The 22,492-nt window shown below is 40.5% G+C and carries 24 protein-coding genes and 2 tRNA genes; 11 read left to right on the top strand and 15 right to left on the bottom strand.

What is annotated here, in order from left to right; translation table 11 throughout:
- Positions 1-11 precede the first annotated feature (11 nt).
- The 3 genes from QOL44_RS06060 to QOL44_RS06050 all read left to right on the top strand — a co-directional run bounded on the left by QOL44_RS06060 (position 12) and on the right by QOL44_RS06050 (position 1,350).
- Entirely contained in the window at positions 12-863 is an 852-nt protein-coding gene (locus tag QOL44_RS06060) for a hypothetical protein (RefSeq protein WP_134372563.1), read from the top strand.
- Positions 864-877: 14 nt separating this feature from the next.
- Positions 878-1,213, top strand: coding sequence for a thioredoxin (gene trxA / locus QOL44_RS06055; RefSeq protein ID WP_009058532.1), 336 nt, complete (start codon positions 878-880; stop codon positions 1,211-1,213).
- A 63-nt stretch (positions 1,214-1,276) separates the two neighbouring features.
- A tRNA-Met gene (locus tag QOL44_RS06050) sits at positions 1,277-1,350 on the top strand.
- Positions 1,351-1,598: 248 nt separating this feature from the next.
- Here the strand turns inward: QOL44_RS06050 and QOL44_RS06045 are convergent.
- From QOL44_RS06045 to QOL44_RS06035, 3 genes are all read right to left on the bottom strand, one after another.
- On the bottom strand, positions 1,599-2,414 hold the full coding sequence (locus QOL44_RS06045; RefSeq protein WP_009058533.1) for a hypothetical protein: 816 nt from the start codon (positions 2,412-2,414) through the stop codon (positions 1,599-1,601).
- Between the two features lie 156 nt (positions 2,415-2,570).
- The gene (locus QOL44_RS06040; protein WP_009058535.1) at positions 2,571-3,905 is read right to left on the bottom strand and encodes a sigma-54-dependent transcriptional regulator; all 1,335 of its coding nucleotides are present in this window, start codon (positions 3,903-3,905) and stop codon (positions 2,571-2,573) included.
- A gap of 4 nt (positions 3,906-3,909) precedes the next feature.
- Positions 3,910-5,364, bottom strand: coding sequence for a sensor histidine kinase (locus QOL44_RS06035; RefSeq protein ID WP_009058536.1), 1,455 nt, complete (start codon positions 5,362-5,364; stop codon positions 3,910-3,912).
- Between the two features lie 216 nt (positions 5,365-5,580).
- Here QOL44_RS06035 and bioB point away from each other — a divergent pair, with 216 nt between their 5' ends.
- Genes bioB through QOL44_RS06015 form a run of 4 tightly spaced genes read left to right on the top strand, consistent with a single transcriptional unit; the run spans position 5,581 to position 8,540 of the window.
- Entirely contained in the window at positions 5,581-6,531 is a 951-nt protein-coding gene (gene bioB / locus QOL44_RS06030) for a biotin synthase BioB (protein WP_009058538.1), read from the top strand.
- Positions 6,532-6,589: 58 nt separating this feature from the next.
- Entirely contained in the window at positions 6,590-7,444 is an 855-nt protein-coding gene (locus tag QOL44_RS06025) for a sulfurtransferase (protein WP_009058539.1), read from the top strand.
- A 26-nt stretch (positions 7,445-7,470) separates the two neighbouring features.
- The gene (locus QOL44_RS06020) at positions 7,471-7,938 is read left to right on the top strand and encodes a SufE family protein (protein WP_009058542.1); all 468 of its coding nucleotides are present in this window, start codon (positions 7,471-7,473) and stop codon (positions 7,936-7,938) included.
- 56 nt (positions 7,939-7,994) lie between these two features.
- Complete coding sequence (locus QOL44_RS06015; protein WP_009058544.1) at positions 7,995-8,540, top strand: DUF721 domain-containing protein; 546 nt, start codon at positions 7,995-7,997, stop codon at positions 8,538-8,540.
- On the opposite strand, the gene ubiE is transcribed toward QOL44_RS06015, so the two are convergent.
- Complete coding sequence (ubiE, locus tag QOL44_RS06010) at positions 8,515-9,225, bottom strand: bifunctional demethylmenaquinone methyltransferase/2-methoxy-6-polyprenyl-1,4-benzoquinol methylase UbiE (RefSeq protein WP_009058546.1); 711 nt, start codon at positions 9,223-9,225, stop codon at positions 8,515-8,517. The genes QOL44_RS06015 and ubiE overlap by 26 nt on opposite strands.
- 101 nt (positions 9,226-9,326) lie before the next feature.
- Here ubiE and QOL44_RS06005 point away from each other — a divergent pair, with 101 nt between their 5' ends.
- Together QOL44_RS06005 and purH are read left to right on the top strand one after the other, a co-directional pair.
- Positions 9,327-10,040 (top strand): CehA/McbA family metallohydrolase, encoded by a 714-nt coding sequence (locus QOL44_RS06005; RefSeq protein ID WP_009058548.1) that lies wholly within the window; start codon positions 9,327-9,329, stop codon positions 10,038-10,040.
- 41 nt (positions 10,041-10,081) lie between these two features.
- Positions 10,082-11,614 carry a bifunctional phosphoribosylaminoimidazolecarboxamide formyltransferase/IMP cyclohydrolase gene (purH, locus tag QOL44_RS06000; protein WP_009058551.1) on the top strand — a complete coding sequence of 511 codons (1,533 nt, stop codon included), beginning with the start codon at positions 10,082-10,084 and terminating at the stop codon, positions 11,612-11,614.
- A gap of 67 nt (positions 11,615-11,681) precedes the next feature.
- Here purH and QOL44_RS05995 read toward each other — a convergent pair whose 3' ends face one another.
- From QOL44_RS05995 to QOL44_RS05945, 11 genes are all read right to left on the bottom strand, one after another.
- Positions 11,682-11,972, bottom strand: coding sequence for a hypothetical protein (locus tag QOL44_RS05995; protein WP_134391490.1), 291 nt, complete (start codon positions 11,970-11,972; stop codon positions 11,682-11,684).
- Between the two features lie 693 nt (positions 11,973-12,665).
- Positions 12,666-12,989 (bottom strand): hypothetical protein, encoded by a 324-nt coding sequence (locus QOL44_RS05990; protein ID WP_283401162.1) that lies wholly within the window; start codon positions 12,987-12,989, stop codon positions 12,666-12,668.
- A gap of 367 nt (positions 12,990-13,356) precedes the next feature.
- The gene (locus QOL44_RS05985; protein WP_009058562.1) at positions 13,357-13,887 is read right to left on the bottom strand and encodes a hypothetical protein; all 531 of its coding nucleotides are present in this window, start codon (positions 13,885-13,887) and stop codon (positions 13,357-13,359) included.
- Between the two features lie 535 nt (positions 13,888-14,422).
- Positions 14,423-14,881, bottom strand: coding sequence for an SsrA-binding protein SmpB (gene smpB / locus QOL44_RS05980; protein ID WP_009058563.1), 459 nt, complete (start codon positions 14,879-14,881; stop codon positions 14,423-14,425).
- A gap of 11 nt (positions 14,882-14,892) precedes the next feature.
- Positions 14,893-15,174 carry a DNA-directed RNA polymerase subunit omega gene (locus tag QOL44_RS05975; RefSeq protein WP_009058564.1) on the bottom strand — a complete coding sequence of 94 codons (282 nt, stop codon included), beginning with the start codon at positions 15,172-15,174 and terminating at the stop codon, positions 14,893-14,895.
- Positions 15,175-15,189: 15 nt separating this feature from the next.
- Positions 15,190-15,894 carry a zinc ribbon domain-containing protein gene (locus QOL44_RS05970; protein WP_009058565.1) on the bottom strand — a complete coding sequence of 235 codons (705 nt, stop codon included), beginning with the start codon at positions 15,892-15,894 and terminating at the stop codon, positions 15,190-15,192.
- A 75-nt stretch (positions 15,895-15,969) separates the two neighbouring features.
- Entirely contained in the window at positions 15,970-17,055 is a 1,086-nt protein-coding gene (gene tal / locus QOL44_RS05965) for a transaldolase (RefSeq protein WP_009058566.1), read from the bottom strand.
- A 360-nt stretch (positions 17,056-17,415) separates the two neighbouring features.
- Positions 17,416-17,487, bottom strand: a tRNA-Val gene (locus tag QOL44_RS05960).
- A gap of 1,038 nt (positions 17,488-18,525) precedes the next feature.
- Positions 18,526-18,819 carry a hypothetical protein gene (locus tag QOL44_RS05955; protein ID WP_045086630.1) on the bottom strand — a complete coding sequence of 98 codons (294 nt, stop codon included), beginning with the start codon at positions 18,817-18,819 and terminating at the stop codon, positions 18,526-18,528.
- 521 nt (positions 18,820-19,340) lie between these two features.
- A complete protein-coding gene (locus QOL44_RS05950; RefSeq protein ID WP_283401161.1) occupies positions 19,341-19,466 on the bottom strand; it encodes a hypothetical protein in 126 nt (41 codons plus the stop codon).
- A gap of 1,184 nt (positions 19,467-20,650) precedes the next feature.
- Positions 20,651-21,043 (bottom strand): gamma-glutamylcyclotransferase family protein, encoded by a 393-nt coding sequence (locus QOL44_RS05945; RefSeq protein WP_009058575.1) that lies wholly within the window; start codon positions 21,041-21,043, stop codon positions 20,651-20,653.
- 152 nt (positions 21,044-21,195) lie between these two features.
- On the opposite strand from QOL44_RS05945, the gene QOL44_RS05940 reads away from it, so the two are divergent.
- Together QOL44_RS05940 and QOL44_RS05935 are read left to right on the top strand one after the other, a co-directional pair.
- Positions 21,196-21,786, top strand: a complete 591-nt coding sequence (locus QOL44_RS05940; RefSeq protein WP_009058577.1) for a non-canonical purine NTP pyrophosphatase — start codon at positions 21,196-21,198, stop codon at positions 21,784-21,786.
- The gene (locus QOL44_RS05935) at positions 21,786-22,490 is read left to right on the top strand and encodes a sugar phosphate nucleotidyltransferase (RefSeq protein ID WP_009058579.1); all 705 of its coding nucleotides are present in this window, start codon (positions 21,786-21,788) and stop codon (positions 22,488-22,490) included. The genes QOL44_RS05940 and QOL44_RS05935 overlap by 1 nt, the downstream gene beginning before the upstream one ends.
- The last annotated feature ends 2 nt before the right edge of the window (positions 22,491-22,492 follow it).

Genomic DNA, 22,492 nt, shown 5'->3' with positions numbered 1-22,492 from the left:
ACTCTATGCCTATGGCCTTGAACTTTCCTTTCCGCAAGCCAAGCTCAAACGATCCAATAGAGACCAAAGAGAATCAACCCATTCCGCATTCTCCTAGTTCGATTCCTCACTCTTCCACCTCTTTTCCTATAAAAAGTCCTCATGCTCCTCATTCAGAATCCGTTGGCACAAGTTCTTTCATCCATTTTCATGTTCCTTTTATCCCAAAGTCTTCTTTACATAGTCCTTTACCCTTTCCTCCAGGTTATTTCTTTTCTCAACAAATGGCACAACCATCCAGTCCTTTCCAAGGGGTTTCTGGCGAGCTAAGCGAGTTGAACAAAAATCCAGAGCTTGGTAAGCCTTCCTTCAAAGTAGGAAATTTTCCTCTCAATCCCCTTTCTCAACAGCCTTTTCAAAAACCCAATGCCCCTTTTTCTTTTCACAAACCCGAGGAAAAAGAGAAAAAAAAAGAAGAACCTTTTTCCTTTTCTTTGAAACAAGATGTTAATGTTGGTATCCCTTCTTCATTGAAGTCTAGACATTTGTCTCCTATAGAAACTTCTCAACTTGGAAAAAGAGAATTTTCTACGACGCCGGAAAAACCATCCTCATTTGTTTCTTTTACTACTGAATCTATTAAGCCTCATGAAATGCAATCTACTGGTAATGGGGACAATCAATTAAAACAGGATAAAAAGAAGGAACAACAGACTTTACCACAAAAGCCAGAGGGGGAGAGAAGAAAAGAATCTCAAAAAGAAGAAAAGGAGAAAAAAAGCGCCAATATAGGAATGCCAAATAGGGTTGTTTTAGGATTATCTGCTCTTGTGAGTCTTTTGACAGCCACCTTTTTTGTATTAGCATATTATGATATATTTTAAAAGGAGTAAACACAATGGCCTCACAATTAATAAAAAGTATAACCTCAAAAGAATTTGAAAATGAAGTTATAAAGTCTCCCCAAGTTGTCGTTGTTGATTTTTGGGCTGAATGGTGCGGTCCTTGTCATATGCTAAGTCCTGTCTTAGATGAGTTAGCTAAAGAGCTTGATGGTAAAACTAAATTCGTCAAAGTAAATGTGGATCAAGAACCTAATTTAGCTTATCAATATTCAATTCAATCCATACCAACCCTTCTAATCTTTAAAGGAGGTCAGATCAAAGGGAAACAAATTGGGGTTACTTCGAAAAACCAGATCCTTAATAAAATAAAGGATGCCGAAATGTCTTGAGGATTTATAGAAAAAATTTCCTCTTGATTTTTGTGATAAACTTTTTTCAATTATATTTGAAATCGCGGGGTGGAGCAGCCTGGTAGCTCGTCAGGCTCATAACCTGAAGGTCGCTGGTTCAAATCCAGCCCCCGCAATTTTTTTTCTAATTATTGCTCTCCAACTCAACTCTCTTTTTCTTTGGGCCTTGTTATTTTGGATCTTCCTTTTGTATTATTTCTAAGGTTTTTTTTCTCTCTGTTACGATTTTCCATCTTTTTTTTACAATTTACCTGTAACTATTGTTATTTGACCCATTTCCAAAACATTGGATTCTTCATTGCTCTCGTTGAAGCGCCGCTAATAGTCTAAGCCGATAAAAAACAAAGAGGCTAAGAGCAATTTCTCAGAAATTACCTAAAGCATAACCTATTCCCACAACAATATTGTTTGAAAAATATTGAATGGAACTAATTTCCCTATTCCCAACATAGTCTTTAGACGATCCGAGCCATCCAAAAAAAGATTCAATCCGCAGTGACCATTTATCAGTCCAATGATAACGCATCCCCACATCCATAAGTGCGGTCGGTACAACTTGGATCCCTGAACCCTGTGGAGCCAAGATACCAATTCCACTCCCTAATCCAATAATAGGTTCCCATTGCCGAAGCCGATAACCAACAGTTCCAAAAAGGAAGACAAGACCTGTGTTTGTTGAAACAGTAAAAGAATGGAGTCCAGAATGAACAGAAATTAATGAACTATTGTAAGCAGATGTCAATTCAAGGGTAAAACTAAAATGACCAAGTTTTTTAGGATTGTACCAATAATATCCAAAAGTAGGAGAAAGTATGGTACTAAAATCATTATTCAAAAAAACTTTGGAATTTCCTCCTTCCATATGTCCTCCTGAGGATCGGATCCATTGTGGCCCAACAAAACCTGCAACAAAAAATCCGCTTAATTTCTTTTCGTTGTCTTTTTTATTAGGATTTTCTTTTAATAATACTCCCTCATCTTCACCAATAGTTAGCCCAATGCACCGAAGAAATGGCGTCAATGAAAATAAGGAAGCAAGAAAAAATAAAATACAAATAAAAGTTTCTTTTTTCTTGATTCTCACAAGAATGGAGTAGCAGTTAGATAATCCGTTGGAGCACCATTTTATAAAAAATTGGAAAAGAGAAAATCCAAGAGGTAAATCGAGGATGTTTTTCATGGGCTTTAGGATTTAGCAAGTTGTATACCAATTTTTGACCTTTTGGTGTTTTTAGAGAAAACAAGCCCTTCTTCTAAATAACTAATTCGCTAGAAAAGAATGTCCGTTGTACGGAAAGAAGTCGGTCGATTGAATCAATGACCAAAAATCAGTCGATTATTCCAATGTTTCTATCTTATGTTCTTTCATCTTAAGATAGAGCAAACTACGATGAATTTTTAACCGACGTGCTGCCTCGGTACGATTGCCCCGACTTTCCTCAAGAGCTTTTTCTATAAGAAGCTTTTCAAGCTTTGCAATGGCAGAAAAGAAATCCAACTGTAAAAAATCTTCTTTCTCTTTCACATCGAATGTCTCTTTTTCAATAGGAATGCCAAGATCCTCTATCTCTATAGACTGTCCTCTTGCAATAATTCCTGCCCGGCGAATCACATTTTCAAGCTGACGAACATTTCCTGGCCAGGAATATTCGAGAACGACTTTTTCTGCAGCTGCACTTAATTTTTTAAAGGAACCAGGAACGTGTTTTTTAAGAAAATGATTAGCAAGCAAAAGAACATCCGATCCTCTTTCTCGAAGAGCCGGAAGTTCAATCTGTAAAACCTGAATACGATACAGCAAATCCTCTCGAAATTTTCCTTTAGAGACAAGATCCAACAAATTTTTGTTTGTGGCAGCCACGATGCGGACATCAACAGAATAGGTCGTTTCAGAACCGATTGGAGTTATGGTTTTTTCTGACAAGACTCTCAGTAGCTTTGCTTGCATAGCTAGGGGCATTTCTGCAATCTCATCTAAGAAAAGGGTACCACCAGAGGCTTCTAAAAATTTTCCTTTACGATCTCGTAGTGCACCCGTGAAGGAGCCTTTGAGATGACCAAAAAATTCGCTTTCAAAAAGCATTTCTGGAATTGCAGCACAATTGACGGCTATAAATGGTCCCATTCCCCTCGAACTGTGCCGATGAATGGCTTTTGCAACTAATTCTTTTCCTGTACCTGTCTCTCCAACTATTAGGACAGGACAATCGGAAGCAGCAGCAAAACCAATGGTTTTTTGAACGCGTCGCATCGGCCGACTCTCCCCTATAAGCTCTTCAGGCTCATCAAACTGTTTTATTGAAAAAGAGGAAAAGGAAGATCTTTTCAAGGCTCTTTCAATGACTTCTTTAATCTCTTGTCTTTTAATCGGTTTACTTAAATGGTCAAAAGCCCCTCTTTTCATCGCTTCAATCGTATTGAAACTGCTTGAAAAAGCTGTCAATATAACAACTGGGGGATGTTGACAAGAACTACATAGCTTTTCAAGCAGGAGGAGACCATCATGCTCTTTTAATTTTAAATCCAGAAAAATAAGATCAACATCTTTAGCCAATTCCATGACTTCATTGGGGTCCGCTGTTTCTAATGCGGAATATCCTAAAGAGTGGATAGTTTTGGAAAAAACGTACCGAAAGGCGTTGTCGTCGTCTACAATTAGAATATCAGCCATAAGCCTAAGTACTACTTGGTAAATAAATTTCGAAACGAGCTCCCCCTTCCCTTCCCTTTTTATATTCTATCCGTCCATTATGAGCTTCGACAATCTCTTTTACAATCGAAAGTCCAAGGCCAAAACCACTGCTTTTCTTCGTAAAAAAGGGCTCGAAAATCGACTCCAGAAGGTCTTCCTCAATACCCTTTCCTGAATCTTCAACAGACAGACAGAGTGAATTGTCTTTTCTTTCTAGAGCAACTTCAATCCATCCTCCTTTTGGAGTATGCTCTAGGCTATTTTGGAGAAGATTTTCAAAGGCTCTTGCCATACTGTTGGGATCAAAAACCCAATTTCCTTCACAAGGAACAACTCTCAACTCTACTTCGCATTTGTTTGCAAGGAGCCCATATTTTTGGATCTGAGATTGAATCCAAACGGATAGATCGATTAGCTGTGGCATAATTTCACCAGCATGAGACAACAGGACAATGCTTTCGAGCAGCTTGCCCATGCGAGCCACTTGATCCAATATGCGATATATGCCTTCTTTGTTCATCGTGCCATCTGTTTCTAAAGCGTTTTCAGCTTCAAGCTGAATGGTAGCTAGAGGGTTGCGAAGTTCATGAGCCAACATGGCTGCCATTCTTCCCAAAGCGACTATTCGCTCATTTTTTAACAGCTTATGCATTAATTCTTCTTTTCTATTTTTTTCATCAATGAGGTTTTTCTTCGCATTGATTAAGGTAGCTACAAGTTTGTCCAGTTCATCAAATCCAGTAGCAACCAAAGAAGGGATTTGGTCAGGAGGAGTGGAAGCAATGATTTGTTCGATTCGTGCAATTTCTCTTGACCAGGCATGGAGAATCCGCAAACCAAATATGCCAAGTAAAAGAGAAAAAATTAATAAGGAAGATAAAAAAACGGCTAATTTTTCGTAGTCTGATACCAGACGGATTGGCACTCGAGTCATTGTCCATACAACGGTTTTTCCCTTCTTTGATTCTAAAGGTGTAACATAAAGGAGCATAGTTTCTCTTGTGCCGTCGAACCGTTTAAATAGAGATTCCTTTTTTTTTAGTGATTCCAATGCCAAAGTTACGATTCGATTCTTTTCTGCCGCAGGAACATCGAGCTTTAAGGAACCTTCATACGTTGGATAGCTATAGGCAATAAAACCCTTTTCTCCATCCCATAATCCACCTTCCACACCATTAAATGCCGAAAGAGAGTTGGCAATAACGAGATTAAAGGAATTTCCTTCTGTCCAATCTTTCAAGTCAGAAAGAGACTTAACATTTTCTTCTATTTTTATCGCTCCGTTACGAACCATGTTTTTGCCCATCGATATTCTGGCTGAAACTCCCCAAAACAAAGCAATAAGACCACAAATGCCAAAGGTAATACCTAGAAGGATTAAAAGAATCCAGAGGAGGAGAAGGCCTATCCAAAGAGGATAACGGCGGAATATTAGCATACAGGAAAAATCAATATAACTATTGGTTCAGAAAGGAGCAAATAAAGTTCTCCCTCCCTTCATAATCCAATGAATTTTGAAATGGGTTTCATAAGCATGAGGGCACTACAAGAAGAAAAAAATTTATTTTTTTGTTTAGATTCATATTTTTTTCTTTTTTGCTAACCCAATGGAAAACATTGTTGTTAAAAAGAAGATCGACTATTGTTGAGATCCATGAACGACTATCATACGATCGAGCAAATATATTCACAACCTCTTGAGGATCTAATCCAGCAGGCATTGCAAGCCAAAAAAGCATTTGGGAAGAATGATCTGCAGTTTTGCCAGCTTCTTAATATCAAGAGTGGAGGTTGCAGTGAAGATTGCAAATATTGTGCTCAGAGTGCCCATTATCGTACCGCAATTGAGAAAAGTAGTTTGCTTGATGAAGAGGCAGTTTTTGAAGCTGGAAAGAAAGCTAAGGAAAATGGAGCGACTCGATTTTGTCTGGGGGCAGCTTGGAAAGGCTTATCTCATGAAGAATTAAAAACAAAGCAGATCTGCAAAATTATTTCTAAAATAAGTTCTTTGGGCCTAGAATTATGCCTTTCCCTGGGATTTTTGACAGAAAAAGCGGCTTTAATGCTGAAGGAATCAGGACTCTCCGTATATAACCATAATTTGAATACTGGTCCTAATTACTATCCTAAAATAGCTACCACACACAGTTTTCAAGAAAGACTCCAAACTATAGAAATAGTTCAAAAGGTAGGGCTAAAACTCTGTTCTGGAGGGATCATAGGAATGGGAGAAAGTTTAAAGGATCGACTGGAGATGCTCTATTATCTGAAGACCTTACCAGAACCTCCAGAAAGCGTTCCTATCAATGTCTATATGCCAATAAAAGGGACACCCCTATATGCTCAAAGCAATTTTTCCTATATCGATCTGGTTAGAATAATTGCTACGGCAAGGATTCTTTTCCCTACCTCTCGGATTAGACTGGCAGCCGGTAGAAAATTGCTCGATGAGTCCATACAGACTTTATGTTATATAGCCGGTGTCAACTCTATTTTTATTGGAGAGAAACTGCTTACTCAAAACAATGTTCAACTAGAAACCGATCTGGCTTGGCTAAAAAGACTGAACTTACAAAAAGAAGGTTACATAAGACTATACTCCTGATTTTCTATTTTCTTTTTCCCTCTCTTTTTGTATTTTATTCTGTATTTAAAGAAACCCTATGAAAAAAACCTATGCTCATTCTGAAGTTTTAGTTGAAACTAGCTGGCTACAGGATCATCTTAACGATCCGACAATTAGAATAATTGAAAGTAATGAAGATCCTCTTCTCTACGATACTGGTCACATCCCTAACGCTGTCAATATTGATTGGAGAGCGGATCTAAACGATCCATTAATTAGAGATTATATCTCTCCTGAAAAATTTGCAAAACTCTGCAGCGACAAAGGGATAAGCCCCCAAACAATCTGTATTTTCTATGGTGATAAGTCCAATTGGTGGGCGTGTTACTCTCTTTGGGTATTTCAACTATTTGGTCATACCGCTGTGAAGATTCTCAACGGAGGGAGAGACAAATGGATAAAAGAAGGAAGACCACTCACAAAAGAAAAGCCGACATTCCCTAAAACAGAATATCCTGTTCCATTGACTCGACATGACTCGGAAATCAGGGCCTTTTATGACGAAGTCTTGCGCTTTTGCAAAGAAAAGAAAGGACCACTTATTGATGTCCGTTCTCCAGGCGAATATACTGGAGAGCTTCTCCATATGCCTGAATATCCACAGGAAGGGGCATTAAGAGGTGGGCATATCCCTGGGGCCAAAAACGTACCATGGAAAACCGCAGTCAACGAAGACGGTACTTTCAAATCTGCAGAAGAGCTTTCGAAGATTTACGAACAAGAATGTGGGATTTCAGATGACAAGGAGACAATTGTCTATTGTAGGATAGGCGAGCGATCGAGCCACACATGGTTTGTTTTAACCTATCTTCTGGGCCATAAAAATGTAAAAAATTACGATGGCTCCTGGACAGAATGGGGTAATCGTGTAGGAGCTCCCATTGAAAGATAAGACCTTATAATTAAATTAACTTAAAAATGGAAGAATTACCAAAAGCTTTAAAAGACATTATTTCTACTTTCGAAGTTTTAGGAGAAGAAGAAAGACGAGAAATGCTAATTGCTTATAGCGAAGCTGCTCCTCAATTTTCTCCAAAAGAAGACGAATCCTATGTTCTTACTGATGTTCGAAAAGATGAAGAATGCACCGATATGGTGGGTGTCTATCTTATTTCCGATGAAGAAGGTAAGGTCTATTTTCGGATGCATTTAGGCCCTCATGTCCAAACTCTGACAAAAGCCATGACTTCCATTCTTTGTCAGGGCTTAAGTGGTTCCTTGCCACAGCAAATTGTCAATATACCAAGTACCTTTATAAGCAAAATTGTTGGTGGAGAGCTCTTCAGGGTAAGGAGTCAAACTGTTTATTATGTATTGGGTAGAATGAAGAGTGCTTGTAAGCAATTAATAAGTAAAAGAACGACTGAAAATGGTCAAGTACACTAACCTAAAACAATGGATTACATAGGCCTATATAAAGGCCATTCCAAAAAATACACAAAATGAAGCAAAAGATCCTTTCTGGTATAGAAGCTGGATTTCCAGTGTTACGGATCGATAAAAAGAACTATAATGATTGTTGGTTTGATACGCTTTCTTCATTTTTAAAAGCCCATCAGCAATCAAATGCTTTTTCTAAAGAAACCTTAACAACGTTTTTTTCTAGAAAAGCTCCAACTTTACTGTATGACAGGTTTCTTGAGAGATATGGTAAAGATGGAAATGATGACCGATTTTTCGATCTTCCAAGCAATCCTTCATTGCGGGCAAAGTGGTATAGAGAAAGTCTTTTTGAAAGTCTTTTCAAAAGGCTAGAAAGAAAAAGGATGCATCATCCAGCGGCCCTCCAAGCTATATGGAAAGAAGCCGTTGGAACTCCTCTGGCAACCTACAGCGAGCTTGTATCAATTAACGAAGAGAAACAAACCGCTTTTTTTCGTTGTGTTTCTAGTGTGATATCTTATGAAATTACCAAGAATCCAAAGATCATAGAAAAAATAGCTTTGCTTACAGGTAAGCCGATCAAGTTTTTAAAGCTGATTTATTAAGAACAGTCTCTGGTTTTTTCCCCCAATGAATCGTAACAATTCCAAAAGTCATTGGTACAAAGCCGCAGCAGTCGAATCCAGCGTTCTGAAAAATGCCTACAAGCTCTTTGGGTTGGGGAAAGTCTAAAATCGATTGTGCCAGATAAATGTAAGCATCTTTTGGAGCCCCTACAAAAGAGGCAAGCTGCGGTATGAGTTTCTGCAGATAAAACAAATAGAAAGGTCTCAGAATAGCTGTAGGCTTAGAAAACTCCAACACGTAGAGGGTACCACCAGGTCGCAATACTCTAAAAATTTCTCTCAAAGCAAGCATTCGATCTTGGAAGTTTCTAAGGCCAAAGGCAATAGTAACAACATCAAAACTCGATTCGACAAAAGGCAGACTAGAGGCATCAGCTATCAGAAGATTGTCAAGTCCTTTCTCTTTAGCAAGAGCGAGCATTTCTTGAGAAATATCCACCCCATAATATCGAAGGATAGTTGGAGAATTTTTTAGGATAGCCAAAAGAAGATCTCCGCTACCTGTTGCCAAATCCAGTAATGAGGAAGGTTTCAGATCAGCTACTTTTTTGGCTAATCTTTTCCTCCACAATACATCGATCCCAAGACTCAAAAAGTGGTTTAGAAAATCGTATCTGCTGGCTACTTTGTCAAACAGTTTTCCCACGGGGTTTTGTTGGGTCATTTGTCTATCCGCTTTTTTAAAATAGTAGAGACAGGGTAGATGATAGAGTGAAGTAGAAAAAAGTAAACAGAACAAAATAAATATGTTATGGTAGTATAAATATGCAATACCGAATTGATTTCCATTGTCACTCTAGATTTTCTGCAGATGGGGTATCAGAACCGGAAGCATTGGTTCGCGTTGCTAAAGAAAAGGGGTTAAACGGATTTGCTCTCACCGATCATAACACTTCTGCCGGAATTGATTATTTGGAACAAATCGGATTGATCAGAAAAGACGGGTTACCTGTTGATAATTTTCTGATTCTTCCTGGACAAGAAATTACCACCAAAGAAGGCCATCTTCTAGCCCTTGGGATAAAATTACCAGACTTAAAAGGAATTCCTGCAATCGATGCCGTCTCTCTTATTCATTCCATGGGAGGACTTGCCGTCGCTCCTCATCCTTTCGATTATTTTCGTGCAGGAATCCGTAAACGATTTCTGGACAAACTTCCATTAGATGGGATAGAAGTTTTTAATGCGGCTGTCACTTTTAAAAGATGCAATCAAAAAGCTATGGCTTATGCAAAAGAAAGAAGACTTCCAATGATTTCTGCCAGTGACGCTCATGATGCGGAGGTTATAGGCACAGCATTAACCATTGTAGAAACGGACGATTTTTCTGTCCAAGGCGTTCTTCGGGCTATTCGGCATGGTACCCTTTTAGAAAAACGATATATTTCTACGAAGGAAGCTTTAAAAAAAACATGGAATAATGTTTTTCGGTTTAGAAGTAGACATCTCATAACCAAATCGATTGGTAATGAAATGTAAAAAGAACAGATAATTTTTCACTCTATAAAGTTCTTCTCCTTATGAGTACTGCATTCATTTCAGTGTATGATAAAACTGGAATCGTCGAATTAGCTAGAGCTTTAAGCCAAGCTAGAATAGACATTATTTCTACAGGTGGAACAGCTCGACTTTTAAAAAATGCTCACATTCCTGTTCAAGAAGTATCGGATGTCACTGGCTTTCCTGAACTTCTAGGGGGAAGGGTCAAAACGTTACATGCAAAAATTCATGCCGGCATTCTTTACAAAAGAGACGAAGCCCAACATTTAAAGGAAGTTGCTGAACTAGGAATTCCTCAAATCCAATATGTTATTGTCAATTTTTATCCCTTTACTACCGCAATAAAAAAAGAGCTGTCGACGGAAGAAATATTGGATTTTATCGATATTGGAGGGTGTACTCTGGCCAGAAGTGCGGCAAAAAATTATCCGCATGTTACCGTTGTTGTGGATCCCACCGATTATTCTGAAGTAATACATCAAGTGCAGACTATGGGCTCGACTTCGTTAGTCTTGCGCAAAAAACTCGCTTTTAAGGCTTTTAACTTAACCAGTTATTATGACAGCCAGATAGCTCGTTTTTTTCAAGAAAAGTTTCATATCCGCCAGTTCCCACCGGAGTCAAGCATCCCTCTCTACGATTATTCTCCGTTAAGATATGGAGAGAATCCTCATCAGCATGCTGCCCTTTATGGAGATTTTTGGAATTATTTTCAACAACTCCAAGGAAAAGATCTTTCTTACAACAATATTCTTGATATTGATGCAGCAGTAAGAACCTTACTTGAATTTCCTGCGGAGAGAGCTGTTGCTGCGATTTTTAAGCATACTTCTCCCTGCGGGGTGGGAATGGGAAATACCGTAACAGATGCCTATCTTAAAGCCTTTGAAACGGACCGAGAATCACCATTTGGTGGAGTGATTGCCATAAACAAACCACTTGATTATTCTTTGGCACGGCTCCTTTCAGAAATTTTTGTTGAAGTCGTTATTGCTCCAGAATACGAAGACGAAGGATTGAAGCTTTTACAAAAGAAAAAAAATTTGAGGCTAATTCAAGTTTGCTTAGAAAAATTACCCTTCCCTCGTTTTGTCATCCGTTCCCTTTTTGGCAATTCTTATCTTCTTCAGGAACCCGACACCATCCTTCTAGATCAAGATAAAATAGAAGTTGTTAGTTTAAGGAAACCAACTCAAGAAGAAATCAACAAGTGTATGTTCGGTCTTAAAGTGGTCAAACATGCTCGCTCCAACGCAGTTGTTTTTTCAGATTCCGATAAAACATTAGCAATAGGATCAGGCCAGGCTTCAAGAGTCGATGCGGTAAGAATAGCTATTGAAAAAGCCAGACGCGAAGGCATATCTTTGGAAGGTAGCGCAATAGCTTCGGATGCCTTTTTCCCCTTTCCAGATGGATTGGAACTTGCGGCAGCCGCAGGAGCATCTGTAGTGATTCAACCAGGAGGAAGCGTGAGAGACAAAGAAGTCATCGACACAGCTAATAATCATAATATGGCTATGTTATTCACCCATATCCGCCATTTCTTACACTAATCTTTTAGATTAAATTATACACTAGATTAAATTATACACTGTAAGTCTTTATATAAGAGCGCCGCACTCAAGAATTAGAGCTATTTGCCTTGACGTTCCGCAATGAATCGGCGGGTAACTTCCCTGATACGGTCCCAGCTGTTCCCACATAATAGGCTTGCGTCCTTAGATGTTCCCGGCGATACCCAATGTTTTTGAGCTTCGGGAACCGTTCTCGAGAGCCACGCGGAACGTGTAACTCTTGAGGAGTCCCACGATCGCTGAAGTCGCTCAACGAGGCGAGGCCGATACGAAGCGATGCCCATGGTCGACGTCCTTTTCCAATGCTGGCAGCCGAAAGCCGTGCTGCCGCCAGCATTTAGCGATCAAGAGCCTTGCAGGCTACCCCCACCTCGCCTGAGTGGATTCTGCGTTAGTATTTTAGTATCCATACGAAGGGATAGGCGAGCTGATAGTGCGGCCATTGCGTTTTTCCGGTTTGCAATGGATCAGTCATAGCGCGAAGATAACACCTATGGAACGGATCCGCCTCCTATCCCTGAAGCGTATCTCCAGAAGATAGGCTCCCATCATCCGAAAAGGCCAGATGGATGCGGCCAAGGTCTGGATGGTCTGCCAGGACATGCATCTCGAGGCTTACCAGACGAATGCACCATGACCTGGAGATAGAGAATACCACAAAGCTACCACGTAGGCTGCAGCAGCCATCCGCTATCCATATAAGGGCAAGCGCTATTTCCCCTCTGATGCAGCCGGTCTAAGCAATGGGAATGGAGGAAAAGCGGAGCGTTCTCTCTATGGGACGAGGAGGGTCGTTTCTAATATTATCGCGTCCCGCTTGGCTTTTGCGCAAATCCGCTTGCCTGATCCTCTGGAATGATCTGTCCAACGAATGGCACCTAGCCCTGGTTGAATCGGCACTCGCTTCGGACTCGCAAGGGACCACGGAAAGGCATGCGCTGGGGAACCTTGGTCGGATCCACTAGACTGCCGCAGTCTCCAACAATGGGGGGGGGTAGCCTGGTCGTTTCCGGGCAAGGCTAGCGCACCATCAAGCGGTTGTACAGCAAGCAACTTTGCGAAATCCAGAAAAAGCGGTCCCGATGCAGGAAGGGCAGCCGGCGATTGCGCAAGCTCGGACGAGCCAGAGCGAAGTGCATACTGCGTTATAAACGCAGGCATCTCGACCTGCGCCATCCAAGGCATCCGTAAGGTCGTGGACTTCTGCCTGTATCATGGAATTCAGTCCATATTTGCAGACAATCCGGATAGCGTTCGTCGCGGCTCCTGCGGGTGCGATCATGACCAGCGGATCAGCCAGTGGGAATATGGCAAGGAGGTAGACTATTTGATACAGAAGAGGGAGCAAACCCACATCGCGTCCTTCGCGGAAGATGACCATCGTCAATAAGCCCAATGGACGGAATGAGCGAGGTCCGAAATGGGGCTTTCAGAACCACAGGGATGTGGTCGGAGGCGTCAACCTGCACCCGTTGGCCCTTGGTCTGGCGGTGCCATTTCCAATGCATATCATGTATCTGCGATCCAGCCCTCTGCGAGGGAGGGTTGTTGGGATGAACAATCGGCAGTCGAGAGGCAGTGGTAGCCTGGACAGGGGCCAAAGTTGTCTAGCTGAAGCATAGCTTCAACCTCCACCAGTTCGTCGGTGGATTCCCAACGAGGACTGCCCACAAGTCGTGCCTACTAGCTAGAAGCTCGCCTGCTTTAGCAGATGGAGAGTGTCACACTCCCCGATAAACGTTAGCAATTTGATTTTCAGATAAATTGAAGAAATTTCTTATGATATCTCTGTACTTTATTTTTTCCATATCATTCAAAGATAAGCAAAAATCCCTTGCAGCAAAAACATTACCTCGAATTGTAGGAGTATCTCGAAAAAGCTCAGCAGATACTTTAGTAGTATGGTTGCTAAACGCAGTGATGCATACTTTCCAATAGTTTCCAACGTCGTCCACTAAATAATAATATCTTGTATTTAAAGAAATAACCTCTTTGGGGAGTCGTATACATTTATATCTACTAGTAAATTTTCTTTCAAAATTACTGAGAAAAGAATTATACCTAGAATCAATGATTGATAATAGAAAATACTCCTCATTATTACTGCAATTAGGCAAAACATAACAATTGTTGCTTTTAGAATTATTTATAGTTAGTATTTTTTCAAGATCTTTCAGAAAATAAGGTGTCCCATATGCTATATAAGATGAACTCCATAAGAGAAATATAAATAGATGTAAATATTTTATCATAATATACCTCCAACTTTAAGTCACGAATAAAACAAACAATTTCGAATTGAAATAGAAATGAATATGACGAAGAACTAGGAGTGTGAATTTTAAAAATACTTTAAAGCTATTTTTAATTTTGTCAAATATCATTAATTTTAGAATAAAATAGAAAAAAGGAAGAATGAGTAAGAAGATAAATAGAATAGCTTTCTTTAATAGTCGCCTATCTTATAAAATAATTTAAGATGTTTGGATTGCTTCTTTTTCTAAAGGAATGTACTCCGTGCTGGATAAAGATTAGGAAGACACAAAAAAAGATTTTTAAAAAGAATATCATTAATTGTTAAATACATGGATTTTAAATAACACACCAAACTTAAAAAAATAATTTCTAATATCTGGTTCGTGATATCAGAAATAGAATTTTCTGAATCTAAAGCTGCTGTACAGCTCCATTAAAATAAGAAATGCAAAAAATAGGACCCATACTTCCCACAACTTCAGAATGGATAGAAGTAATACAACTCCATGCAAGAAAAGCAGATAATTAAAATTACACCTCTCTTCTTCTCTTTAGGATTCTGCTAATCTCTCTTTGAGATTCCTGTTCTTTTATTTTCTCTCTTTTATCCACTTGGCTTTTGCCCGAAGCGATCCCTAGAAGAACCTTGATCTTGCCCCTACGGTAATAGAGTTTTAAAGGCACGATAGTTCTGCCTTGTCTAGAAATAGCACCCGCAAGCTCTCCTATTTCTTTTTTATGAAGCAGTAATTTCCTGGGTGTTTTCGGATCTCTTAGCGCATAAGTGGGGGCTTTTTCATATGGGGAAATATTCATCTGATACAGAAAAGCTTCCCCGTTTTCTATCCTAGCAAAAGCTCCCTCCAAGCTTCCTTTCCCCTCTTTTAATGATTTCACTTCGGATCCTAAAAGAACTATTCCTGCTTCCAAGGTCTTTATGATGTTATAATCTCGCCTTGCTTTCCGGTTGATAACAAGGTCTCTGTCCATATTCTGGAAGCTTATGATAAGCTAATTGGCGTGCTTTCTTCTTTTGGATATTCTCCTGGAGCTTTCTCCTCTGTTGCTTCTTCGATGGGTGTCCAACTCAGCCTTCCTTCGGCAATTTCTTTTAGAGCAATTTGCATGAGGTTCCAATGGGGCGAAGTTTCAATGAGAGGCTTTGCTCCTTTTGCAAGCAATCTGACTCTTCTTGAAACCATGTTGACTAGAACTTCAGGAATTTCTACTTTTGCTAAAGCTGCAGATAACAGTTGATTGATATTTTCTGGAGATGTGTTCATCGTAATTCTCAAAAGTTACTCCGAAAAGAATAAAATTCTACCACAATATTCACAGAAAACAAGTGCGTCGGATGCCTTAACTTTCAAATAGGCTTGTTTTGTCATTCGCATATGACAGCCTCCACAAGTTTCATCAATGACAGGCATAATTGCAGTCCCAGGCTTTGAAGCAGCAATTCTCTGGTAGATTTGTAAAGTATGAGGCTCTAGATGGTTTATATAAGCTTTTCTTTCTTCCAATAATTGACTAAGACTCTTTTCAAAATTTTCCTTTTGTGTAGAAAGAGCTTCAGTTTTCTTTTTTACTTCTAAAGCTAAATGATGAAATTGTATGTCTGCTTCCTTATACGTTTTTGAGATCCTCTCCTTTTTCTCCAACAAGTCTAATACTTTGTCTTCTAAATCCGAAATTTTTTGGGTGGCATGATCAATCTGATGAGACAATGCTTGATATTCTTCATTCTTTCGCGTTGAAAGCTGTTGGATTTTATACTGGTTAATTTTTGATTTCAATCCAGCGATCTCGGCTTCCATCTCTTTTATAGATAAATCAACCTGCAAAAGCTCCTTTTTATTTTGAGCAACCTTCTCTTCTTCGATTTTAAACTGCTTTTGGATTTTTTCGATTTCTACTGGAATTTTGGATAGCAATTTGCGTCTTTCAATAATCTTTTTATCCATCTCTTGCAATTTTAAAAGAAAAGGGATAGATGGATGCATAAGAATAAAAGTATAGCAACAGAGATAAAGTAGTTCCAACAAATATGTAAGGAAAATTCATTGAAGGGATATTCATTAAAAGGCTCTTAACAAGGAAGCTTTTTTCTTTAGGGAACTTAAAAGATCATTCCATGAATTGACAAATGATTCAGCCCCTTCTTTTTGTAGCTGCTGGCCTAACTCATCAACGCTAATTCCTTGCTGATGATACTGAGCGATAATTTCATCAGCATTCCCGCCGTCTCTAGGCAAAACTTCTCCAATCTGCCCATGGTCAGCAAAAGCCAAAAGGGTTTCTTCTGGCATTGTATTAATTGTGTCTGGGGCTACCAGATTTTTAACATAAAGAATATCTGAAGCTTGAGGATCTTTGGTCCCTGTGCTAGCCCATAAGAGTAATTGAGCATTGGCTTTTTTCTGGGCAAGCTGCTTCCACCTTTCCGATTCCAAAACATCTCTATAAGCTTTATATGTCTTTTTGGCAATGGCTATTCCCAACTGATTTCTTAATGAATCCCCTACCCTATTCATAGTCGCCTTATCCCATCTACTTACAAACAGGGAGGCTACAGAAAAAACATTTTCTAATGGAAGTCCTTCAGCTATTCTTCTTTCAAGTCCTCTCATGTATGCCTCAGCAGCCTCTAAGTAATGTTGAGGTGTGAAAAGAAGAGTCACATTGATCGGAATACCCTGGAAAATGGACTTTTCAATTGCAGGCAAACCTTCTTTTGTACCAGGAATTTTTATAAAAAGATTTGGTCTTTGAAACATCTGATGCAGTCTTTGTGCTTCTAAAAGTGTATTTTGAGCATCATAGGCCAACAAAGGAGAAACTTCTAAGGAAACCCATCCATCTTTGCCAAAAGTGCGTTCATAGATTGGAGAAAAAAGGTCGGCTGCTCTTCTTAGATCTTCTATTGCCAATTGGAAAAACAACTCTTCCCCTTCTAATCCTTTGTGGGAATATTCAAGGATACTGCGATCATAGAAATGAGATCTAGCAATAGCGTGGTCAAAGATCGTTGGATTGGAAGTCAACCCGGTAACAGAATATTCATCGATGTATTTTTTTAACACTCCTTTATCTAGCATTTCTCTAGAAATATTGTCTAGCCACAGGCTTTGTCTTAAATCGTGAAGTTTTTGAGTTGGTTTCATAGGATGAGGCTTTTAAGCTCCTTTTTAAAAAGGAGAAACAAAAGGGATGAAAAATAGTTCCTTTCTATTCTATTTTTTTTCATTCCTACCGTTCTGCAAACGCTGAATAACGGTTCTTTCATCAGAAAGATTAGTCCATGAGATTAGAATTGTCTGCGTGCGTGGCATGCAGTTTTGAGAAAAACGCCAATAGTGTTGGCGCCATATTTCTTCCAAGGTCAGGATATGCCTAGTTCGCCTATAAAGAAAGCAGTGCAGTAAGATCGTTAGAAACAGGGACTCACCGAAACGGCTAAAGGGCTGCTCAATGCCCAACCTAAGAGGCGAAATCGGTAATAAAGTAATAGGTCCTTCTTTTCTTGCGCGGTACAGGACTTGAACCTGTGACCCCCACCGTGTCAAGGTGATGCTCTGCCACTGAGCTAACCGCGCAATTTTCTTATGTGCAAGGTTGTGGAGCTCCCTCCTTCAATAATGCCGTGCAAATCCCATCTAGGCATTAAGTTCAGGATATTACTATCTTAACATCATCTGGGAAAAGGCTCCACAAGATATTCTGAGTTTTATACGGAAATTGATTGCTGTCAAGCTGATTGCTCCTCCATAAAACATTTGCAATTTTCATAATCTGAAAATTCTTTTAGTTTTGGCTTTTGTCCAGAGTTTTTAGACTCAGTCACTGTTCCTAAAAACATACTCGGGACCTGCTTATACCTACCCCAAGTTCGTTCTTTTCGCCTTGGTATTGTACCGAGAGGTCTCAAGACTGCCAAACCTATTTCGTTCTCCGGGGGGCGGGATAGAATTAACGTGTCATCTTAACAATCAAAGAGGATATCTTCCCGCTCTGGCTGGAGTCGTCCGCCCCGGAACAGTTCTTCTCATCGATTTCCCAATCCGTCGGTAGTCCGCTATTATAGGTAAACCTCACCAAAAGAATCGCATACAGCCGGTTCCTCGGCGTCCACAGACCTATCTCCAGATCTCCGATCCTTTTCTTGAGGTTGTATGCGCCAACCGTATCCGCACAGCTCATAAACTAACGATGCCGGCATACAAACTTATCCCCCCTGCTGTTCTTCGGATTGACCTACCCACATTGCGGACAAAACCAGAAAGCTATAGGCTGGATGGACCTCTCTCTGGTCGAGAACCTCCCCCTGTCAACAGCAATTCGATTCGCTCCCGAAGCGCCTCGGTCCGCATCTGGATGATGCACCGGGAATGCTTTTACTTTGAGCGTTCCCATATTATATGTAGGACCTCAGAAACAAGTACTGAAGGTCTTCGTAATGTAAGAGGAAGGCTTAGGCTTGTATTTATTTGCCGCTCGATTTTCGACTGCATCTTGCGCAGCCGCATTCAGCGCTTTTCTCCGCTCAGGTTGTTTCTGCCGATCCACCTGGTCTTAAACGAGCCCTTGGCATTTCCCCGGATCGCCTGAAGCCTGCCCCGCTTCTCTCCCTTCTCCTAGTGAACGCAAGACAACCGGACGAGCAGCTCACCGCAGCCTTTCTCATACCGCTTCCCATGATCGTCGGTGAAGACTTTGGAGAGACCGGCTTCGCCTTCCCGTCGCTTCGAAATCTTCACTGCCGCTGAATAATGGATCTCCACCCGCCTCTCGTTCAGAACGAGGCGGATGTCGCCCCGAATCTCCGACTTGCCGCTCTCAAGACCCATGAGGGAGATATACTGTACTCTCCCTTCTCCTCGAAGGTCCGGTACATGCAGGTGTTGAAACTCGCCGAGCGGCTCGATCATTTCTTGGCAGCCTTCCGATGAGCTTTCGTAAGTCCCTGCGCAGTCACAGGAGAATGGCACTTACCTTTCCCAGGAAACCGGAAAGGCTGAGGCCTCGACGGCTTCTCCTCGCAGAAGCAGGGAGATTCGCCTGGCAGAACGCAGCGTCTAAAAGGTAAATCGCTTTTTGGTTTCTGTCCTTCCTTCCCTGCGGCAGATCTTCGAACCGATCACCGCCAAGGAGACGAACAGCCACTTATCAACCGTCTCGTAGGCATCCTGGAGCGCCCGCTTCCATATCCGGTCCTGCAACCCGTTTGGACTAGCATGGTCTTCCGTCACAAGCTTGTCCCGCTCTCCGCGTTCGCCGAGGCTTTCCACGAAGCGGTTCAAGCCAAAGAAAGAGGCGAGAAACCGCTCTTTTTCGGCTGCGGAGCGAAGGCAGAGATCCTATAGCATCTTGCGCTTCTTCCGGTTGAGCAGGCAGGCTTTCTGCTCGGGATCGTTCGGCACATCGTCTTATCCGGCCTCATTGGCTTTCCCTATTGCTCCCTGGTCTTTTCTTTTGTATTTGAGTAAACCGAAAAGAGGGCTTGGGAAAGTAGGGAAGGATCACAAGGAGCTCTTTGGGCATCTCTTCCTGTGGAAAGAGGGACTTGCCCGTTCATGACGGGAAGTTTAGTCCTAAGAGAGAAGCAAGACTTCTAGGGGCCATTCAAAACCGAACCGGACCAGCCGGTCCTTGTGGCGACAACGATCCCGGAGATCTCGGCCCATTCCTCCAGCTCCATCAGACGTGAAAAAATTCTTTCTCTTGTAGTTTAGTCCGCTGCTTTCAATCCCCAAGCCGTTCAGCCACCGTATTGCCTTGTGCCAGGCAGAACCGTTCCAGCGCTTCCCACTGATCCTTCAGATCCTCCTTTTGCCCAGAGCTTGAGACTTTTGTATGCAAACTGGTGCGACGGTCTCGTCGTGTCTTTTGATTGATCCCCCGCAAGGAAGTCCTCGGAGGGGGAATACCGCCGGTTTGTCGGAGTCCGTTAGGCAAGCAACACCCTTCTAGACGGTAATCATTGCTACCTGTTTAGGCTCTAACCAATCAGCGCACCAAACTTCTTCGGCGAATAGATGTTCGCCCTATCTATTTATAACTAGATTGGCATGGCAATAGCAATAACGATTGTTTATTCTGATGAGAAGCAGTCTTGGTGGGTTAGCAGGAGCGAGCTTATGTTCACTGCTCTTTCCTGAAATTGGGACAATGGCTGGAGGAGTATTTGGAATGGGGGTGAACAAATTTTTGGAGAGATAGCCTCGGAGAGAATCGAAGCGTTGATGGACCAACTCTATTGCCCGCTCCCATTTCAACCATTATTATATGAGAGCAAAAGCAGTAGCCGCAAGGAAAGACCAACAGGAGATCTTGCAGAAAGAAAAGCAAAGGGGAAAGCCAGAGGAAATAGAAAAGTCAACAGCAAGGCTTTTGGACTCGAAAAAGAACCAAAGCAAAGTAAAGAAACAAATCCTAAGGCTAGAGCAGAGAGAAATGTGTAAGAGACAGTGAAGAAAGGGTCTTCTAGGAAAAAGCGTTAGGATCTTTGAGTTGGAAGCGAATCGGACAGAAAAAAGGCAGCAAATAAAAAAGAAGAGTTTAGTATAACTATCATGTTTTAGAATGTAATAAATAAATTATTATTCAGAAAAAAGAGTAAAAACGCTCATAGTCTGATGAAGCCTGCCTGTATTCTTGAAATTATTGTTGACAATGCGAATAAAAAAGAATAAAAGAGAAAATATATAGAACACATATCTTTTTAAGAATACATTTTTGTGGAATATATTCAACCCATATTTATGTAGGACTATTTTGATATATTATCCAATCTCCATGTTTGATTAATGGTTTGTTTTGTATCTCATTACAATATACATATGCATAAGCTTCCAATTGATGATATTCAGAGCTTAACAAGCTTATACTTACCTTTTCTCTTTTAAACAAAAAAGGAACTCCCTCAAGATAATCGAGTTCTTTCAAGATTTTTCTATTAACAATATAGAGTTCTCCCTTAACTTTTCCATTTCCAGGAATAATAGCAGGATATTCTCCCAGATCATACATAACGAAATGATATAAAGTACCTAATCCTATAAACTCACAGCAACTCAAAATAGAATTCCTACATTGCCCTTTTCTCAATGTTCCATAGACAAATATCTTTATATCAGTATTTTTGAATAACATCTTAATTGAGAATCTATTATAATAAGATTTAGAGATAATTCTTTTAAGAATGTTATTTTTTTCTATAATATACGTTTATGTGTAAAAGGACTAAAGAAAATATATGACTATATTATGATGATAGAAACAAGAAAGGAAAAGATTTTTTAACCATGAATAAAATCCTTTTAGCTTCTTCGAACCTATACAAATGGAAGGAATTTTCTCGACTCCTATACCCAAATGTTGTTGTCCTACCGCCTGAGGAGCTCAGACGACATTTTCCTCCAGAATCTTTCACAAGCTACTTAGAAAATGCACGGCTTAAAGCCATGGCATTGTCTGACGTATATAGTGGTCTAGTTGTCTCAGATGACTCTGGTTTAGAAGTTAACTCTCTTAAGGGCGAACCGGAGGTTCGCTCAAGCCGATATGCAGGAGAAAAGGCCAATAGCGAAGAAAACATTGCAAAACTACTTCGCAATCTCCAGAGTGCAAAATCCTTAGATAGGACTGCAAGATTTGTTTGCTCGTTGGTCTTAGTCAAACAAAAAAAAATCCTTTTTGAAACGACTGCTTTTTGTTATGGCATAATAGCAACGGAACCAAAAGGGCATGGAGGATTTGGATACGATTCTATTTTTATTCCTCAAGGATATTCTTTAACAATGGCAGAACTGACTGAACAACAAAAAGATATGATTAGTCATCGTGGGAAAGCTTGTCAGCAATTAAAGGCTTTTCTTGAAGAAAAAAAGTGGTAATGAAAGCGATTATTCTGGCAGCCGGTAAAGGGACCCGAATGGGATCGTTAACCCATGACGTGCCTAAACCGATGCTTATGGTTAAAGGAAAGCCCATATTAGAATGGATTATTCGGGGACTGCATCAGGAAGCGAAAGTCGAACATTTTTGTATTGTCGTTGGCTACAAAGCAGAAAAAATTCTGGAATATTTTAAAGATGGTCAATTTTTGGGCATAAAGATTGATTACCGATTTCAAAAGAAGCAAGATGGGACAGGCAAAGCCCCACTTGTTGCTAAGGATTTGATCTCAAATGAACCTTTCTTTTTGTCTTATGGAGACATTCTCTTAGGCGACTGTAGAGAATATGGTCGAATGATTCGCGCATATAAAGGGGATGGGCTTGTGGGATTGACTGATGGAAACGACCTCTCCAAGGGAGGAGCTGTCTTTCTTGATTCTGATGGTCAAATTATTGATATTATAGAAAAACCTCAAGACCCTGCTCTTTCTAAAGGAGCCTTTTACAACGCAGGCATCTATTTAATAAGCCCAAAGATTTTCGACTTTATGGAAAGCCTTTGTCTTTCCCCCCGCGGAGAATATGAACTGACAGATGCTTTAAGAATGTTCTCTCAACATGGCAAACTCTATGGCTTTTTAATAGCTGGTAGTTGTGTAGACGTAAGAGATCCACAAACACTAGGGTCGTTAAACTCTTAGAG

This window comes from Candidatus Methylacidiphilum fumarolicum, assembly GCF_949774925.1.
In the GTDB taxonomy this organism is placed as follows: Bacteria; Verrucomicrobiota; Verrucomicrobiia; order Methylacidiphilales; family Methylacidiphilaceae; genus Methylacidiphilum; species Methylacidiphilum fumarolicum.
The sequence above is the reverse complement of the archived record's forward strand: the minus strand, read 5'-3'. Positions and strand labels throughout refer to the sequence as shown.